Annotated in this window: 26 protein-coding genes; all 26 read left to right on the top strand. The window is 45.9% G+C overall.

Features of this window, described 5'->3' with window-relative positions; translation table 11 throughout:
• Positions 1-465 precede the first annotated feature (465 nt).
• The 26 genes from NYE62_RS16355 (at position 466) to NYE62_RS16230 (ending at position 15,832) form a co-directional block, all read left to right on the top strand.
• Positions 466-603 (top strand): hypothetical protein, encoded by a 138-nt coding sequence (locus tag NYE62_RS16355; protein WP_327954985.1) that lies wholly within the window; start codon positions 466-468, stop codon positions 601-603.
• Complete coding sequence (locus NYE62_RS16350) at positions 596-1,138, top strand: hypothetical protein (RefSeq protein ID WP_327954984.1); 543 nt, start codon at positions 596-598, stop codon at positions 1,136-1,138. Before NYE62_RS16355 ends, NYE62_RS16350 begins: the two co-directional genes overlap by 8 nt.
• Positions 1,139-1,175: 37 nt before the next feature.
• The gene (locus NYE62_RS16345) at positions 1,176-1,496 is read left to right on the top strand and encodes a hypothetical protein (protein WP_327954982.1); all 321 of its coding nucleotides are present in this window, start codon (positions 1,176-1,178) and stop codon (positions 1,494-1,496) included.
• The gene (locus tag NYE62_RS16340; RefSeq protein WP_040221626.1) at positions 1,497-1,697 is read left to right on the top strand and encodes a hypothetical protein; all 201 of its coding nucleotides are present in this window, start codon (positions 1,497-1,499) and stop codon (positions 1,695-1,697) included.
• Positions 1,694-2,035, top strand: coding sequence for a hypothetical protein (locus NYE62_RS16335; RefSeq protein WP_327954980.1), 342 nt, complete (start codon positions 1,694-1,696; stop codon positions 2,033-2,035). Before NYE62_RS16340 ends, NYE62_RS16335 begins: the two co-directional genes overlap by 4 nt.
• Positions 2,028-2,204, top strand: a complete 177-nt coding sequence (locus NYE62_RS16330; protein ID WP_164461506.1) for a hypothetical protein — start codon at positions 2,028-2,030, stop codon at positions 2,202-2,204. The genes NYE62_RS16335 and NYE62_RS16330 overlap by 8 nt, the downstream gene beginning before the upstream one ends.
• 516 nt (positions 2,205-2,720) lie before the next feature.
• Positions 2,721-2,951, top strand: coding sequence for a helix-turn-helix transcriptional regulator (locus tag NYE62_RS16325; RefSeq protein ID WP_076984065.1), 231 nt, complete (start codon positions 2,721-2,723; stop codon positions 2,949-2,951).
• Between the two features lie 102 nt (positions 2,952-3,053).
• Positions 3,054-3,425: a MarR family transcriptional regulator gene (locus NYE62_RS16320; protein WP_327954977.1), complete on the top strand. Its 372-nt coding sequence runs from the start codon at positions 3,054-3,056 to the stop codon at positions 3,423-3,425.
• 66 nt (positions 3,426-3,491) lie between these two features.
• Positions 3,492-4,304: a hypothetical protein gene (locus tag NYE62_RS16315; protein WP_327954975.1), complete on the top strand. Its 813-nt coding sequence runs from the start codon at positions 3,492-3,494 to the stop codon at positions 4,302-4,304.
• Between the two features lies 1 nt (position 4,305).
• On the top strand, positions 4,306-4,596 hold the full coding sequence (locus NYE62_RS16310; RefSeq protein WP_327954974.1) for a hypothetical protein: 291 nt from the start codon (positions 4,306-4,308) through the stop codon (positions 4,594-4,596).
• A 63-nt stretch (positions 4,597-4,659) separates the two neighbouring features.
• Positions 4,660-5,544: a replication/maintenance protein RepL gene (locus NYE62_RS16305; RefSeq protein ID WP_342497064.1), complete on the top strand. Its 885-nt coding sequence runs from the start codon at positions 4,660-4,662 to the stop codon at positions 5,542-5,544.
• Positions 5,545-6,605: 1,061 nt separating this feature from the next.
• Positions 6,606-6,866, top strand: coding sequence for a hypothetical protein (locus tag NYE62_RS16300; RefSeq protein ID WP_268540731.1), 261 nt, complete (start codon positions 6,606-6,608; stop codon positions 6,864-6,866).
• A gap of 115 nt (positions 6,867-6,981) precedes the next feature.
• Positions 6,982-7,290, top strand: coding sequence for a hypothetical protein (locus tag NYE62_RS16295; RefSeq protein WP_327954971.1), 309 nt, complete (start codon positions 6,982-6,984; stop codon positions 7,288-7,290).
• Entirely contained in the window at positions 7,280-7,588 is a 309-nt protein-coding gene (locus tag NYE62_RS16290; protein WP_342497063.1) for an HNH endonuclease signature motif containing protein, read from the top strand. The genes NYE62_RS16295 and NYE62_RS16290 overlap by 11 nt, the downstream gene beginning before the upstream one ends.
• Before the next feature lie 154 nt (positions 7,589-7,742).
• On the top strand, positions 7,743-8,066 hold the full coding sequence (locus NYE62_RS16285; protein WP_168748409.1) for a P27 family phage terminase small subunit: 324 nt from the start codon (positions 7,743-7,745) through the stop codon (positions 8,064-8,066).
• On the top strand, positions 8,041-9,822 hold the full coding sequence (locus tag NYE62_RS16280) for a terminase large subunit (protein ID WP_327954969.1): 1,782 nt from the start codon (positions 8,041-8,043) through the stop codon (positions 9,820-9,822). Before NYE62_RS16285 ends, NYE62_RS16280 begins: the two co-directional genes overlap by 26 nt.
• 11 nt (positions 9,823-9,833) lie before the next feature.
• Positions 9,834-11,114, top strand: coding sequence for a phage portal protein (locus NYE62_RS16275; protein ID WP_327954966.1), 1,281 nt, complete (start codon positions 9,834-9,836; stop codon positions 11,112-11,114).
• Positions 11,059-11,817: a head maturation protease, ClpP-related gene (locus NYE62_RS16270; protein WP_327954965.1), complete on the top strand. Its 759-nt coding sequence runs from the start codon at positions 11,059-11,061 to the stop codon at positions 11,815-11,817. Before NYE62_RS16275 ends, NYE62_RS16270 begins: the two co-directional genes overlap by 56 nt.
• Positions 11,817-12,971: a phage major capsid protein gene (locus NYE62_RS16265; RefSeq protein WP_268540724.1), complete on the top strand. Its 1,155-nt coding sequence runs from the start codon at positions 11,817-11,819 to the stop codon at positions 12,969-12,971. Before NYE62_RS16270 ends, NYE62_RS16265 begins: the two co-directional genes overlap by 1 nt.
• Positions 12,972-13,209: 238 nt before the next feature.
• Entirely contained in the window at positions 13,210-13,500 is a 291-nt protein-coding gene (locus tag NYE62_RS16260) for an Ig-like domain-containing protein (protein ID WP_327954964.1), read from the top strand.
• A 2-nt stretch (positions 13,501-13,502) separates the two neighbouring features.
• On the top strand, positions 13,503-13,742 hold the full coding sequence (locus tag NYE62_RS16255) for a head-tail connector protein (protein WP_327954963.1): 240 nt from the start codon (positions 13,503-13,505) through the stop codon (positions 13,740-13,742).
• Between the two features lie 6 nt (positions 13,743-13,748).
• The gene (locus NYE62_RS16250) at positions 13,749-14,090 is read left to right on the top strand and encodes a phage head closure protein (protein ID WP_327954962.1); all 342 of its coding nucleotides are present in this window, start codon (positions 13,749-13,751) and stop codon (positions 14,088-14,090) included.
• On the top strand, positions 14,074-14,487 hold the full coding sequence (locus NYE62_RS16245) for an HK97-gp10 family putative phage morphogenesis protein (protein WP_327954961.1): 414 nt from the start codon (positions 14,074-14,076) through the stop codon (positions 14,485-14,487). The genes NYE62_RS16250 and NYE62_RS16245 overlap by 17 nt, the downstream gene beginning before the upstream one ends.
• The gene (locus tag NYE62_RS16240; protein WP_166705836.1) at positions 14,484-14,864 is read left to right on the top strand and encodes a hypothetical protein; all 381 of its coding nucleotides are present in this window, start codon (positions 14,484-14,486) and stop codon (positions 14,862-14,864) included. Before NYE62_RS16245 ends, NYE62_RS16240 begins: the two co-directional genes overlap by 4 nt.
• A complete protein-coding gene (locus tag NYE62_RS16235; RefSeq protein WP_327954959.1) occupies positions 14,865-15,470 on the top strand; it encodes a major tail protein in 606 nt (201 codons plus the stop codon).
• Positions 15,470-15,832, top strand: coding sequence for a hypothetical protein (locus tag NYE62_RS16230; protein WP_147786002.1), 363 nt, complete (start codon positions 15,470-15,472; stop codon positions 15,830-15,832). The genes NYE62_RS16235 and NYE62_RS16230 overlap by 1 nt, the downstream gene beginning before the upstream one ends.
• The last annotated feature ends 179 nt before the right edge of the window (positions 15,833-16,011 follow it).

The following is a 16,011-nucleotide window of genomic DNA, read 5'->3' as shown; positions in this document are numbered from 1 at the left end:
ACAAAGAACAACCTGTAACAAACAGTGCAAAAGGCGAGTTCAAAGTAGCTGAGCTTAATCCTGGAGCCTGATGCTTTTGCCCGCTGGTGCTTGTCGGCGGGCTAACCCTAAAATTCAGGGAAATTTAAAAATTGCGAAATGGCTTAAAAATTCAAACTCTTTTGTAAAGTAGTGGTATATTTTTCTTAAAGGCAAACGCGTTTTGGCGAACGCACAACAAAAAGGCCGACCCGTTGGCGCGGGCGACCCGTAAATCTCAGTTAGAAGATACAACAAACACGACATTTACACTCTTGGCGGAGTAATCGTATTTGTCATCGCTGTTACTCTCACATAACAGCATTTTTAAGCAACCAAAAAACCCGAAGGTTTAGTTACTTATTTTGTATTTTATCCGTTGTCACCGGATTTTACAAGGCGAACAGTATGCGAACACCTTCGGAAAATTGAATGGAGGTCAACGATATGCCAGTCGATTTCGCATGGATATTGGAAATATCCGCAGTAATCGTAGTGTTTATCTTAGGCTGCATGGTATGGGCGATTTGGAAAACGGATTCCGGCGCTCAAAACAACAACTTCGGAGGGTTCGACAATGATTAAATATAACGTTTCTCGATCAGCAGTAAAAAATGCGGTATCTCGTCTCAGTCTTACAAATGCACTGGCACCGAACGCATTAATTAAATACGCACAAGGCGCCGTGTTCGTTTGGTCGCTCGAATCAACAAGCGGCAGCCAAGCGGTATATGACAACTACAAAGAAAAAGTCCGTCTTGTTATCGCTGAGAATGGCACCGTCTTAGATGTTTTCCCTATTGATTACGCGCTACAGTCACCGCACAACTTATCAGAAGAGGTACGACAATCGCTTAAGGAGTCGACTAAAGAGACTTTGATCGCGAGAAGAGACGAAACCCACCGTAAATGGTGCGAAGCTGAACTCGCTTTTCACGAAAATAGTTACGAAATCGCTAAAGTACGCTTCGAATTAATTGACGCAAGCGTCGAAGAAGCCGCGACGTTAAACAGTCGTTTAGCGGACCTTTGCGCAGATAATAAGCGACTACATGAGGATAGATCAGCATTCAGAAAAGAACGGACTGAATTAGAGCGTGCTCTTGTACCTTATATCTAAGATTGCGGACGGAACTAAAATTCGAGGGGGAAACGTAATGGAAAAAGTAAAAGTAAATCATCTTTGGTTGGTCGAGGACGGTAAGCGTTTTGAAGAAGAAATTGACGCAGTTAATATCGGGAATGGTCATGTAATCACCATGACAAATGCTGAGGAAAACGAGCAACTAGTCTGCCTCTACTCACTGTATGAAGGCTTAAACGGACCGGAAATCGGATGGTTCTCTGAAGTTCACGAAGATGTAGCGTATTCGGTGCCGGAAAGCGGATCTGTTCCGAGCTTAGAGGAGATCGCAGCCATGTCCGCAGTCGAGCTTATGTTGTTCTTGGCCGGTAAGTACGGAAAGGAGGCGGCGTAAATGCAAGTTCGCTATGTACGCACAATTGTCGGATGGTTTAACGTGTATCCGGCAGGAACTGACCGTTATGTCAATTTGAAGCCGGAGGACTTTTTCACTCTTTTACCGCAAGTATCTCAGTTGGCACGTTCTGGCTGCGGAGAAATTACTGCCACTGCGGCACTTGAACTTTTTGGTGAGCAGGAGGTGCTGCCGGCATGAGCGAGTTCCAAGCGCAGAAGGTGCATTTGGTCCGACACGGATCGACAGACTTCCCATATAAAGAAACCCACGACGCCTACCTCATCGCAGCGGATACGGTAGCATTGTGCGACTTTGATGCGTGGGGCGGCGGCAGGTTTGCGTTTTACGACACGGGCGGCCTAACGCAAAAGAATGACGGATACCACTTGTACGACGATGCACACCCGGAATCGTTCTCATTTGAGTTCGCTAAGGCTACGGCGGCCCTAAAGATGCTCGACGGCCGCGAAATAGCAGATATGAGTGTCGCGCAGTTCATGCGGATGCTTTTCACGGGAGGCGAAAGCCGTGTATAAAGTAGGCGAAACTGTACGTTATTGGGGAACGCGGTCGGAGGGCCTGACGTGGTTATCAGCCGAAGCCATGACCGGTAAGATAATCGGCCGGCAGCACGAAGAGCGGATCTATAAGATCGAGGGACAGTCGGGAACCGTTCACGATGTTCCGGAAAAGTTAATTGATTGAGGTTCCGCAATAAAAGCCGGTTAAACGCCGGCTCATTTTTTGTCCAATTTCCGAAGTGCATACGCAGTTAATAGTGACGGAAGAAAGTTCAACAGAAAAGTGTCCGTTTTTCAAAGTTATTTCGCATCTATTATACGAAGAGGTTGTGCCAATCCGGAAGTTAATACGCAGTTAATAGCGAGGGAACAAATTCACGTTGAATTGTGCGGCCTGAAAAGGTCACGGGTATTATCTCTTAAGGAGGCTGCCGGGTGCTTTAGTTGATACGGAAAACATCTTTGGATTTTCGAAAATAAATGCGCGATTTTCAAAAATAGTGCATATTATCGGTTGGTTTGAAAAAAAATTTTTTGTCACTAAACTTCAATCGTGGCAAGGCTTAGAAGAAATTTGTAAAAAATTAGGTCGTCGCACAAATGAAGGCCGCCTGCCCGTTATAAAGTAGAGGGGCCAATTTACACTGGATGTAGACTTTCGGCCAGAAACAGCTAATTAAGCGCAGAAAGGAGCCTGCTTATGGAAATCACTAGCGAATTATTTGAACTACTTCGACGACACAAGAACATGACACAAGAACAGTTTGCGGAGTTATTAGGGATTAGCAAAAAGACAGTCAGTGCAATTGAAAGAAAGGAACGCTCGGTATCAAGACGCACGCAACACCGAATTATTGAACGGATAGAGATTACAGAGAGTCTTCTCGAATACAAAGAAAAATATGACAGTCTGCGAGAACTTGTAAATTAAACAGAGTTCTTCGCGGCTTTAAGGTGGTGATCATTATATCAAAATAAGATAAGAGAGTAAAAGTACCCAATTAAAAACTACCACAAAAATGGAGGGGACGCAATGGGATCAGCGACCAACAGACCGGACTACCATCGCCGATATGAGGCGACATATCAATTAAATGATGCGGAAGGCGTTCGCAATCTATTGCGTGACTATAACGCCATTGATTCTCGGCGATTTGTAGGCGATACAGCCGCATCAGACATACTCTTAGATTTAAAGGATGCTATAGATGTGGCAGGCCTTACAGCGCTTCAGCATAGGGCATTAGAGCTTATCTATTTCGACGATCTTACGCAACAGATGGCCGCTGAATATCTCGGCATTGATAGAAGTGTCGTTTCTAAGCACATAACGGCGGCCGTCGGAAAAATAGCGAGCGTATATGCATATTGGGCGGCTCGCGGCGAGGGATACTGCGCAAGTTAACATCTTACAAATCAGGATGATGTACAAAAGATTAACAATAAAAACTACTAAATGGGGGAATTTATAATGAAAAAATTTACGGAAATTGAGCGCAATCTTATTACAGTTATCTTGGACAGTCGTCGCAATGACTACAAAAAAGAGCATGATTTCGAAAAGGTATTCGGACGTAACGCTACTATTGATCTTGCAGAAGGCCGCACATTTTTGTTGGACGATGCGCTGTTTGGAGCAGATGGAGCTCCCGAGATTATTTACGATCTTTTGTACGAAACAGAATGCGATAATGTTAGCTTCGAAGTTATGATTAACGCACTGGAAGCCGCAGTTAATGGCAATTGGGAAAACGTCCCGGACGTCGAAGAAGCGATCGAGCTGACCGGCCGCGAGCAATATAAAGTCAGCGAGAGGAAGTTGCTTTTACGCGAATTCTTTGAGTCTGTCCGTAAGCTGAACGCGAAGTCCGAAGAAAACTGCGCAAGCCTAGCGGCAGAGTTAAGGGAAGTCGAGGGGGTTGTACTATCCGGACTTGTTGTGTGGCACGAGGGCATTGCGGCCTATATAGATGAGTTCTTATCCGGAGCCAAGACGTTGGAGGAAATTGTCGATATTGTGTACGAATTGAGCGATTGGGATACTCCGGTTGATTTCGATAACTACCTAGTAGCGGTTCTTGAAGCAATTAAAAACCTGTTCTTCAAAAGCGAAGGCAGCCATATCGAGCTGCTGTTCGACGTTCAGGGGATCGAGGCATTGGCGTTATACCTCACTGATATAAGCGTAGCATCACACGATCGCTTGGACGGGAAGCTTGCTGATTATTACGAAAGAGACATGCCGTTAAATGAACTAATAAATGCAATTAAGGGGGAAGCGTAATATGAAAACTTACAAAATTGTCTATAAACCGATGATAAAGCCGTTATTTAAGCTTTCAGATCCTTATGATACCCACGCGTTTCCGATGCCCGAATTTACCGGATATGGGACGGTGTCGGGAGAACGAGAAGAAACGGTTACGGCACCCAATAAACAGCTTGCGAAATCTATGCTTGCCTGCGCTATCATGTCAGAGCACCTTGGCTCCGGCTACGATGTAAAACCGATTATTATCCAATCTTTACAGAATATTGTTACAATTGAAGAGTTGAACGGCGGGCCCCCTGAATAAACGGGCCTGCCGGCTTATTTGTCACATTTTGTGCTAATCAACTAAACTACAGGAGGAAATTACTTGACGAAACCGGAATTGAAGGACTGGCAGCGTAAATTCGCAGAGATTAAGACGGAAGCGCCTGACGCGGAGCTGCACCGTATCAACGGGCCATTCTACATGGATAAGCAGGGAAGAACCGGCCGGTTTATAACAACCGACCAGATCGAAAGTCGCCGTCGGTATAGCTATATTAAACGCCAAAATGAGGACCGTTCTTCGAAGTATTATGTTAATTGTTACGATGAGCCTGTAAAGGCCCTCACAGCAGCGCTATCTCTTTCGGAGCTCGGTGCGCTTATAAAGTTGCTTCCGTACCTGAAGTTTCAGAAACGCGGATTACTCTTCCATAAGGGTGAACCGATGAACCTCGATATGATTGCGGAGATAATCGGAAAGAAGAAGCGCCAAACAAGCCGCACGCTGGCCGCATTGACAAAAGCTGGCGCGATTATCCGTAAAGGGCACGGCGCCGGGACGCAGTATTACGTTTCAGAGAGCTTTCACAGCATCGGGAAGACGATTGCCGGCGCAACCTATACGAAACTGTATCAGCAGGAGACAAAGCGCCGTATTCGTGATCTGACGCTTCCGGAATGCGGCCTCTTATACAAGATGCTGCCGTATTTTCACCAAACCGAATACTACTTATGCGAGAATCCAACGTCTAAAGGCGAAACGATCGAGCACATGACGCAGGAGAGACTATCGGAAGTGATTTGCGAAAGCTTACCGACAGTCAAACGGCATATGAGCGCGCTTATGCAGGCAAACCTCGTAATGAAGATGCGAGCGAGAAATTCAGCGATCGTCGTAAACCCTGACGTTATGTTTCGGGCGGAAAAAGAGACGGAATACACGAACACGGTCCGAGGCCATTTCCGTGAATTAGACCGTCCGGAGTGAGTTGCGTATCAAATATGGCGTGTAGTCGGCAGGTTGCGTATCAAATATGACGTGGTATGAAAGTGGGTTGAGGCGTTGGTGCGTATGGGTTTGTCATGTTTTTAAGTGTAAATCTCCTCTTATCTATATTAAACCCTGTCTTAAAGGGAATAAATACATTCCGCCTGCCGTTCGTTTCACTCTCTCCGGCGGGGATATTCATTTAATATTACTTCTATCGCGATTAAGGTACTAAATAATTAATATCCGCGTCCACGGAGGAGCGTAAGCGACGTAGTGGACGCTATTCTTTTTTATGCACATTCCAGTCCTTCAGTTATCTATGTTTTATGAGAATGATATGCACACAAAACACCGATATGCTGTCTTACGTTATGAGAAGAAGCATGCACATTATAGGGCGTTAGCTGTCTATACGTAGTAGAGAGATGACTATAAAGAAGGGCGTCATTTTCGGAAATAACTAACTAGAAAACGGTCGACAATTGGGCGCCTTTCTTTATGGTATCATGCTCGTGTTTCTACAATAAACGAATGCGGTGGCGGAATAGGTAGACGCTTAGACGAACATAAAGACGGTACTGTGAAGTAGACTACGGGGCTACTTAATAGCCGATTTGGCTAACGGTTGTTGAAATCCGTCCATGCGAGGTGCAAATCCTCGTCCGCACAATAAACGAATAGCCAAGGCGGCGTGTCAAGTTATTGCAACTTGCTAAAAGCCAACATACGCAATCAGAACGAGGCTTCCGCACCCTACGGCGGAGGCTTTTTTGTGCTTGCGTACTCCGGCGGAAAACGGAGCTGCAAACACTGTCTCACCGTATAGGATTGCAACCTGTACGTATATCTACCGTTTTTACTGTACGTTCCGCAACCAGGACGAGGCTGCCAACGATTTTGGCGGTCTTTTCGTGTTTGTATGTGTGCTGAATGAAAAGGAAGAGATGGACGCTATGTCTATGGCTTATTTTAAAGACGGTCCTGAAAGTTCTTTTTTCCTTCAAAATTAACTTGGATTATCGAGAAGCAAAACATTTAAAGGAAAAGGAGATGAGATGATGGATAACCGTATTCTGAGGAACGTTGATGTATCTGAAACTGTTGCCGGGTTAAAAACGATTCAACACGAAGCTAATGCAGCGATTCAGGTATTGAGAGAGTTGCGAGAAGAACAGGTTAAGCATGGCTTTTCATCTTGTATTAAGGGATGTGACCATGTCCATTACTTCGCAGTTCGTGAGGATGGGGCGTACGTCCCTGTGTCTTCTGAGATAGGCAAAGCCGTAACAAAACCTCGCTTTATTGATGAAGTATTCTAAGCGAAGCCCAAGTTACAACAGAGATGGGATGGCGGAACTGCTTGAACAGACTAAACGAAGGCCTAAGTCACTATAGAGTGATTGACGCTTTATTTAACGAAAGGGGAGAGGCAGTGTGATTGAACTAAAAGGCAGCCGCATTCATCGTAAAGATAGTAAGCCATGTGGTGCTGAATGTAAGCGCGTGGAACCCGCATCGAACTTACTAACGATAGAACTAACGGATGAACAATCGATACCACGCATCGTATACAAAGGCGAGGAGATTACCGGTCGTATTGCGATAGACTTCGAATGGCGCACTAAGGACGCTGACCAATGCGGCTCTACTTATTACCGCATCAAACACACTAAGGAAAGCGCAGGCGCTCCGGTTGTAGAGACGAAGGAACTGGCGGTAGGCGAACGGGCTTATGGCGCATAACTACTACGACAAACACAAGCGTGATCCCGAAGCACGAGCGTTCTATAAGTCGAAGGCATGGACGGAGTGTAGGGCGTTGGCTCTCGCGCGTGACCATGGCATATGCCAAGACTGCCTCAAAGAACGTAAGATAACGAAGGCTCAGACGGTTCATCATATCAAAGAACTCCGCGATCATCCGGAATTATCGTTAACGCTCGAAAATCTCGTAAGTTTATGCAATCCGTGCCACAACCGAAGGCACCCGGAAAAAGGCGCTGGACCAGCTGGAAAGGCGAAGAAGAAGAAGCAAGATTAACGTGGTGAAGGCGCAGGCTAACCCGGATATATAGCCCCCTACCCGTTGGCATCCGAAGGCAAAAACGTAAGGACCGGCGGGGGTCCTTCGCTTGTAGCGCGAACGGAAATTTTACATTAAAGGGGGTAAATCCCCGGACGAAAGGAGCGATCATATGGCGGTACCAACTGCGAAAAGACTGCGCGAATATCTTGGCGACAGGTATACGGAATCGGACGAGGAGCTTATCGATTTATACGTCGATACGCATAAGTTCTACCGCCGATTAAAAAAGGAAGTGGCGGAAAACCCTTTAATGATGCGGCATACGAACAAGGCAGGCGCGGAAAACCTCGTCAAAAATCCGTTAGCGATTGAGCTTACGAAGACGGTTACGACGTTGAATAACCTTCTGAAATCGCTCGATCTTACGCCGGCACAGCGCAAAGAACTAAACGCGGGTGGTGGTGAAAATGACGACGATTACGACGAATTCTAGCCTTACAGAGCTCGAAAAATGGTTCGAAAACTGGCTAAAAACACAAAAAATGGCCGGATTTATATGCGAAAAACCTGCCGAAAATCTGCTTACGACCTTTTATGCTGAGAAAGTTGTTACGGGAGAAATCAAGGCAAGTCGGAAAAATGTTTTGGCGTGTAAACGTCATCTACGAGACTTGGATCGCGCCGGAACTGACGAGTTCCCTTACGTATTTGATATCGAGAAAGGTCACCGACCTATCCGGTTTATCGAGAAATACTGCAAACCTTCGAAAGGGGATTATTCAAACTTAACGCTTCAGCCGTGGCAGCATTTCGTAATCGGGTCACTGTACGGTTGGGTTCATCGCGATACAGGTATGCGAAGATTTCGTGAAGGGCTCGTATTCATCGGGCGTAAAAATGGTAAAACAACGATGATTAGTGGATTAGCAAACTTTGCGATATCAAAAGATAATGAACCTGGGGCGCGTGTTTACGTCTTAGCCAATTCGAAGCAGCAGGCCGGGGAACTTTTCGATGAAAGTCGGGCGATGGTTCAGAAGTCGCCGGCGCTTCGGAGAAATATGAGGGAAAACCAAAAAGGGATATTCGATAAAAAATCTCTGAGTCGTATTGAGCCGAGAGCATCCGATAGTAAAAAGCTTGATGGGCTTAATACTCATCTCGGAATTTTTGATGAGATCCACGAGTTTCAAGGCTTTAAGTTGATAAACGTAATGAAGCGATCCTGGACTGCTCGAAGACAGCCGATGGTTATTTATATTACGACAGCAGGATACGTTTTAGACGGCCCATTAGTTGAGTATTACGAGGTGGCATCCGATGTTCTCGAAGGCTCGAATGAACAGGATCAGAAATTCTACTTTATTGCAGAGTTAGACGATGAAAAGGAGATTGATCAGCCGACTGAATGGATAAAAGCAAACCCGAATATGGGAGTGACGATGAAACTTCCGACAATGATTAGGGACTACCGATCGGATAGGGACATCCCGCAAGAAAGGAACGATTGGATTACGAAGCAGTTTAATATGTTCGTAGATAATGGCGAGCAGAGCTTCGTAGACTTCGAAGTCATAAAACGCAATAACAAATATCATGATCCGGAATCATTGCGCGGCATGAGATGCATCGGCGGATTCGACTTATCGCAAACGGAAGACTTTACGAGCGCGTGTCTGGAATTTATTTTGCCGGATAATCGCGTTTTTGTTTTGTCTCATTCATGGGTCCCGGCGGCAAAGGTCGAGAAAGATAACGAGAAAATACCGTACCGAGAGTGGCAAGATGACGGCTATTTGACTATTATTCCGGGCGAATACGTGGAATACGAGTACGTTTACGACTGGTTCGTTGAAATGTCGCGCAAATATCAGATCGAAAAGATCACGTTTGACCCGGCGAATGCGATGCGGTTGGTCCAAGACTTGCAAAACTACGGATTCCAGACGGAGGTTGTGCGGCAGGGTTATATCACACTGAGTGATCCGTTGAAGAACGTCAAAGAGTTACTGCTCGACGGTGGAGTGGTGCATAACGAAAACAAACTCTTTACGTGGTACTTAAACAACGTCAAGCTCGTTGAGGATCGCAACGGAAACTGGCTGCCGACCAAGCAAACGCGCTACCGGAAAATAGACGGATTTGCTGCTTTCCTTAACGCTCATTCGCAGGTATATCTCGACATGGCAAAGCCGGTTGAAGCCGGAAGCGTCGGATTTATCTCGATTAACGATCTATTAAACGGTTAGGAGGTGAGAAAATGGGCTTTTGGAGCAACGTACGAAGCTTTTTCAGAGGTGCACCTGAAGCAAAGGCGGCCATTAAAAAGGATATCGCGCATTGGTTTATTCCTCGCGCCAGTATTTTCGGAAATTATGGAGAGCAATCGCTGGCCGATAACGAAACGGTGTTCTCGGCTGTATCGCGGTTATCAAACACGATGGCAAGCCTACCTATCAAGGCGTACAAGAACTACCAACCGATCGAGTCGCAGGCATCCGAACTATTAACGTACGCGCCGAACCATAACATGACTTCCGGTGAAATGATCGGACTTTTAGAGACGCATCGGGCGGTTTACGGCAATGCATACGCCATAAAACGTTACGGAATGCGTTACGAAGTAATCGGGTTGGAAGTTTTAGACCCTTCACGAGTACAGCCGATCGTTGAAGAAACAACCCGTGAACTCTGGTACGAGGTGTTCGGTGATAACGGAAATTACTTCGTCCACAACATGGATATGATTCACGTAAAGCATGTATCAATTGACGGCCTCAAAGGAATCTCGCCGTTAAAGGTTCTGCGAGGTGCGCTGGACTTTGATCGCGATGTAAGGACGTTCAGTCTCGAACAGATGGACGGCGCTAAGATATCGTTTATTCTCGAACTGGCTACACAATTAGACGAGCCACGCAAAGCGAAGATGCTCGAGAACTTTAAAAGCTTCTATAGAGATAACGGCGGCATCTTAATTCAAGAACAGGGCGTAAAAATACGTGAATTAAAAAAGGAATTCATCGATACGAAAGCGTTTGAAGTCGAAAAGGTGACTCGTTCAAGGGTTGCGCAGGCTTTTAACATACCGTTATACATGCTCGGCGAAACGCAAGGCAGCGTATCGAACATGGAGCAACTTTACATCGATTATGTGCAAGGCACGCTGATGCCTATCGCAACTCAATACGAAAAGGAATTTAACCGGAAGCTGCTGACCGATCAGGAACGCAAGGCCGGTTATTATTTTAAGTTCAGCATGAACGCGTTATTGCGTGGGGACATGCAGACTCGCGGTAATTTCTATCAACAAGGCATCCGGAGCGGCTGGTTTAAGCCGAATGAAGTGCGTGCGTGGGAGGATTTACCGCCAGAAAAGGGCGGGGACACGCTTTATTTGAGCAAAGATTTATTCCCGATCGACCAAGTCGCGCAGCAGAAAATCACGAGCACCGACGCACCGAAGCCTCCGACACTAAGCGAATCAGATGAAGGAGGTGAGAACAATAAAGAAGTTCTGGGAAATCAAAGCGGCGAAGAATGACGCTAAAGCTGGTGAGATTTACATTTACAGCGAAATTAGTTCGACCCAATTTTGGGGAGATGAAGTAACAGCGCAGACCTTTAAGGCGGATTTAGACGAACTTGGCGACGTTTCTACGCTAAACGTTTACATTAACTCGCCAGGCGGTTCCGTTTTCGAAGGGAATTCGATCTACAACATCATAAAGCGGCACAAAGCCCACGTTAACGTTTACGTCGACGGGCTGGCGGCCAGTATCGCAAGCGTCATCGCAATGTCCGGTGATGCTATTTTTATGCCCGCAAACACGATGATGATGATTCACAACCCGTGGACCTTAGCGCAAGGAAACGCGGACGAACTCCGCAAGCAGGCCGATGACATGGACCGTATTCGCGAAAGTCTTATCGAGGCTTATCTCGGAAAAGCAGGCGAAAAGCTTGATCGCGACCGTTTAATCGCGCTTTTGGATGATGAAACGTGGCTTACAGCGCAAGAATGCCTCGAATTAGGGCTCTGCGACAGTATCGAAGCCCCTAAACAAGTGGCCGCGAAGGTAGATACAAAGTTATTCGCGAGTTACAGGAATACGCCTGACGCTTTACTTAATCAGACGCAAGATGACGAAAAACAGGCGGAAAGAGAGCGCCTGTTCCGTGAGCAACTTATCGCGGAAGCAGAGACGAGTTTACTTAAATTAAAAAATGATGGGGGAATTATTTAATGGAACTATTTGATCTGAAGGCAAATCTAAATACTGTTGGTTCTCAATTGACAAATATTGATCAGGAGATTGTAAATAAGGCTGCTGATCCTAAAGCAAGCATGGATGAATTAAAAGCTCTTAAAGAGAGAAAAACAGAGTTACAAGCCCGTTATGACATTTTAAAAAGTCAGCATGATGCTAAAGAAGCGGAACAAAAGGCAAGAATTCAAGCGACAATGGAGAAAGAGAACGCAGGAGCAAGCGCAGGGCTTGAAAGTTCTGACGCATCTGTGCGCAGAGCAGCCGCAAAAGCTGGCCTCATCCGTGCTGCAATGCGTCGTGAGGTTCCGGCACAAGAAGTGCGAGCGGTCCTCGGAGATAACAATGGAACAGGTGGAGAGAAATTACTGCCGAAAACGGTTTCTGAAGAACTAATCCATGAGCCATTCGTAAAGAATCCACTTCGTGATGTATCTACGTACACAAGCGTTACTAACCTTGAAATTCCTAAAGTAGACTTCACTTTAGATGATGACGATTTTATTCAAGATACAGAGACTGCTAAAGAGATCGAAGTCGATGGAGATGTAGTTACTTTCGGTCGTAAAAAATTCAAAGTAAAGGCTAAAGTTTCTGAGACTATTCTCGCGGCAGCGGATACGGCATTAGTCGCAACTGTTGAGGGTGCGCTTCAATCTGGTTTAGCCGCAAAGGAAAAGAAAGTTTCTTTTGCTACAAAGCCGAAAACTGGTGAAGAAGAGATGTCTTTCTATGGCGCTGGCATCAAAGAAGTTTCCGGAGAATCTACGTACAAGGCTATTAAAAAGGCGATTGCTGACCTTCCAGAAGATTTCCGCGAGAACGCAAAGGTTATGATGACTTATGCGGATTACTTGGAAATTATTGAAACGCTCGCAAATGGAAGCGCAACTCTTTATAACGCTCAACCGGAGCAAATTATCGGCAAGCCAGTTGTGTTCTCTGATGCGGCAGTTAAACCAATCGTTGGTGACTTCCGTTATTCTCACTTTAACTACGATCCAGCGATCACTTACGAGAGCGACAAAGATATCAACACAGGCGAAAACCTATTCGTGTTGACTGCTTGGTTCGATCATAAAATCAAGCTTAAATCTGCGTTCCGAATTGCATCCGTTGTAACTACGCCCTAATGCGCCCCAAGGGTTAACGGCGACTCCTAAAGACACATCGGTGTCCCTTAGTTGGGACGCCGTAACCTTTAATGGGGGCATTAAAGAATACGAGGTATACAGAGACGGAGTATCTATCGGATCTCGCGTAGGGACATCGTTTGCAGACAGTGGCTTGACGCAATTAACAACATATAAGTATCAGGTGCGCGCAATTCCTAACACCGGCGACCCGTCGCCACTTAGCGCCGAGCTCTCGGTGACTACGTTAGCGACCGAGCCTACAAGCGTCAACGTAACGGAAACCTCCAAGACCTTAACGGTGGGCGATACGTATAAGATTAACGCAACGGTCACGCCTTCAAGCGCAGACCAAAGCGTGACTTTTACGTCTAGCAGCACCGCGACAGCAACCGTATCTAGCTCCGGCTTAGTAACGGCTAAAGCGGCCGGCACAACCACGATCACTGTTGCGTCTAAGTCGAAACCTTCGATTAAGAAAACGGTGGCTATTACGGTTAACGAACCGGCACCTCCGGCAGGTGAATAACGATGGCACTTACGCTTGATGAAGCAAAAGAATACTTGCGGATTGATGGAGATGAGGACGATAACCTCATCTCCTTTTTTATTTCCGCAGCAGAAAAGCATATGGAAAACGCAGGCGTAACGGACACCACGTCGGACCTGTACAAGATGGCGGCGCTGATCTTTGTTGCGGACGCCTACGAAAACAGGACGACAGCTAACAGCGGAACAAAAATCGCCGGTATGATTCTGCAATTGAGGTGATGAGATTTGGGATTTGATCCGGGAAAATTGAAAAATCGCATTCGAATTGAAAAGCGAATCACTGGACAGAACGAGGAAACAATGAAGCCGGAGCACAAATGGGTTTCTTATGCTAAACCCTGGGCGGAAATCATGCAACCACGGGGGCGCTGGATTATACAGGCGGCCGCCGAACATCAAGAAACCACAGTATGGTTTCGCATTCGATACCGCAAAGGAATAGAGCCTGGAATGCGCGTGGTGTTCAACGATGAGGAATTTAAAATTGAACAAACCATCCCGGACCTCCAGGATAGGACCTTACTGACACTGCAATGTGTGGGGTGGGATCATGCGGATATCAACTAATATCGATGGTATCGACGAGTTAGAACGGCGCTTATCCCTGATGGGCAAGGATGTAAAAAAAGCGCAAATAAAAGCCCTGCGTGCAGGCGGCAAGGTATTGGCTGAGGGCATTAAGCAAGAAGTTCCAGTTTCCGACATCCACCATGAGCACATTCGAGATGACATTCAAGTAAAACAGACGCCTAAAAGAGATCGAATAATTCCTGATTCTGTAAGTTTTGATGTCGGTCCTTCTGCAAAGACAGCATGGCGGGCAAAGTTTACACATGAAGGCTTTACCGCGAAAAACGGAAAGTTTGTGAGAGGAAACCCATTCATGACAAGAGCTCTTCGTGTGAAAAGTGAGGCCGTTCAGCGTGCAATTGCGGCTGAAATGCGTAAGGGGTTAGGGACATGATTAATTATGAACCGGTCATTGCGCGAGAACTTTTTAATGATCCGATCATTAACGAAATGACAGGCGGCCGGGTATACGCCGGCAACTTACCGCAAGAAGTCGCGGCAGAGTTTCCGTGCATTCTTGTTATCGAGACAGACAACATCGATACGGAGTATTGGGGAAACGAAGCTGTCGCATCTGATATCGATTTGCAGGTAAACGTATGGATCAAAGCAGATGACAATATAGGCCCGATTCAAACGGCCATTGACAGGAAAATGAAGGCGCTCAGATGCCGGAGAGTCACGTCTTCGTCTTTCGACGAAAACGAGCGTGATGCTTTCCGGAAGGCGCTGCTTTATAGAACAACCGTAAAATTAAAGGAGGAAATATAGATGGGTAGTGTATCAGTTGGGCTTGAGAACTTAGTATATGCAAAGTTGGTTAAAGACGAAAAAGGCGATATTCAATACGGTGAAGTTAAGGACTTTGCGCCGGTTATTTCTGCGAAAGTAGATACGAGTAGCGAGAATGGGACTCTATATGCAAATAACGGACCAATTATCGCTAAGACACAGATCGGTGAAACAAAAGTAAGTTTAGGAGTTTCGGAAATTCCTATGGACGTTTTAGCCGATATCACAGGCCAGAAGTTAGTAAAAGGTGTTATCGCGTTTAAACAAGATGCCGTACCTCCTTATGTCGCGCTAGGATTTACAGGGACAAAAGAGGACGGAACTAAGCGTATGGTTTGGCTTACAAAAGGACGATTTGGCCTTCCGTCAGAAGATCGTAAGACAGCGGAAGACAAGATCGATTTTCAAACCGATGAAATCGAAGGTACATTTATTCAGCGTAGCGATAAGGTCTTTAAAATCGTTGGTGATAGTGGTATCCCAGGTTTTGAAGAATTCGAAAGCACATTCTTCGATAAAGTATTCGATGTTACTAAACTAGCGGACACTGGAACTACTACCCCAACTGAGGGAGGTGCTGCTTAATGGAAATCACTCTTAATATTAAGGGAGAAGAAAAAACGTACACGCAGAGCTTCGTAAAGTTTAAAATCAAGCGCGAGGCTTTAGAGGTTGAGAAGTACGCCCAAGATCCCGACCACGATCCGATTGAGCTACTGGATAGGCAGTTCAAGTTGATTGTAGAAGCTTTCGACAAGCAATTCACTAAATCAGACTTGGATAATGGCTTAAACACAATTGGTCACAGAGATGTGATTTATGACATCATCGGCGTAAATATTTTAGGGTATCCTACGCGCGAGGAATTAGAAAAGCGCGCGGAAGAAGTTGATATGGGAAAGTTGATAGAAAAGTTGGTCGCCGAATCACAATCGACCAAGCAATAGAAAACATGGAGGACGCTTACCTTTCACTTATGAGACAAGGGTGGTCGCTACATCAAATCGATGAAAGCGACTACCTTTTTTATATTCGATTACTGGAACGGCAAGAGATGTTAGACGATCCGATCGAGAAGAAGAAACGGGAGCGAGCGACTCTTAAGACAGTACCAATCGATCATGTC

The organism is Bacillus sp. FSL K6-2861 (assembly GCF_038630725.1).
GTDB classification, from domain to species: Bacteria; Bacillota; Bacilli; order Bacillales; family Bacillaceae; genus Bacillus; species Bacillus velezensis.
This window is presented reverse-complemented; position numbering and strand designations above follow the sequence as displayed.

Bases quoted from the DNA above. Each gene is read 5' to 3' on its own strand.
- NYE62_RS16355 (WP_327954985.1), top strand. From the start codon at position 466: ATGCCAGTCGATTTCGCATGGATATTGGAAATATCCGCAGTAATCGTA.
- NYE62_RS16350 (WP_327954984.1), top strand. From the start codon at position 596: ATGATTAAATATAACGTTTCTCGATCAGCAGTAAAAAATGCGGTATCT.
- NYE62_RS16345 (WP_327954982.1), top strand. From the start codon at position 1,176: ATGGAAAAAGTAAAAGTAAATCATCTTTGGTTGGTCGAGGACGGTAAG.
- NYE62_RS16340 (WP_040221626.1), top strand. From the start codon at position 1,497: ATGCAAGTTCGCTATGTACGCACAATTGTCGGATGGTTTAACGTGTAT.
- NYE62_RS16335 (WP_327954980.1), top strand. From the start codon at position 1,694: ATGAGCGAGTTCCAAGCGCAGAAGGTGCATTTGGTCCGACACGGATCG.
- NYE62_RS16325 (WP_076984065.1), top strand. From the start codon at position 2,721: ATGGAAATCACTAGCGAATTATTTGAACTACTTCGACGACACAAGAAC.
- NYE62_RS16320 (WP_327954977.1), top strand. From the start codon at position 3,054: ATGGGATCAGCGACCAACAGACCGGACTACCATCGCCGATATGAGGCG.
- NYE62_RS16315 (WP_327954975.1), top strand. From the start codon at position 3,492: ATGAAAAAATTTACGGAAATTGAGCGCAATCTTATTACAGTTATCTTG.
- NYE62_RS16310 (WP_327954974.1), top strand. From the start codon at position 4,306: ATGAAAACTTACAAAATTGTCTATAAACCGATGATAAAGCCGTTATTT.
- NYE62_RS16300 (WP_268540731.1), top strand. From the start codon at position 6,606: ATGGATAACCGTATTCTGAGGAACGTTGATGTATCTGAAACTGTTGCC.
- NYE62_RS16290 (WP_342497063.1), top strand. From the start codon at position 7,280: ATGGCGCATAACTACTACGACAAACACAAGCGTGATCCCGAAGCACGA.
- NYE62_RS16285 (WP_168748409.1), top strand. From the start codon at position 7,743: ATGGCGGTACCAACTGCGAAAAGACTGCGCGAATATCTTGGCGACAGG.
- NYE62_RS16280 (WP_327954969.1), top strand. From the start codon at position 8,041: ATGACGACGATTACGACGAATTCTAGCCTTACAGAGCTCGAAAAATGG.
- NYE62_RS16275 (WP_327954966.1), top strand. From the start codon at position 9,834: ATGGGCTTTTGGAGCAACGTACGAAGCTTTTTCAGAGGTGCACCTGAA.
- NYE62_RS16270 (WP_327954965.1), top strand. From the start codon at position 11,059: ATGAAGGAGGTGAGAACAATAAAGAAGTTCTGGGAAATCAAAGCGGCG.
- NYE62_RS16265 (WP_268540724.1), top strand. From the start codon at position 11,817: ATGGAACTATTTGATCTGAAGGCAAATCTAAATACTGTTGGTTCTCAA.
- NYE62_RS16255 (WP_327954963.1), top strand. From the start codon at position 13,503: ATGGCACTTACGCTTGATGAAGCAAAAGAATACTTGCGGATTGATGGA.
- NYE62_RS16245 (WP_327954961.1), top strand. From the start codon at position 14,074: ATGCGGATATCAACTAATATCGATGGTATCGACGAGTTAGAACGGCGC.
- NYE62_RS16240 (WP_166705836.1), top strand. From the start codon at position 14,484: ATGATTAATTATGAACCGGTCATTGCGCGAGAACTTTTTAATGATCCG.
- NYE62_RS16235 (WP_327954959.1), top strand. From the start codon at position 14,865: ATGGGTAGTGTATCAGTTGGGCTTGAGAACTTAGTATATGCAAAGTTG.
- NYE62_RS16230 (WP_147786002.1), top strand. From the start codon at position 15,470: ATGGAAATCACTCTTAATATTAAGGGAGAAGAAAAAACGTACACGCAG.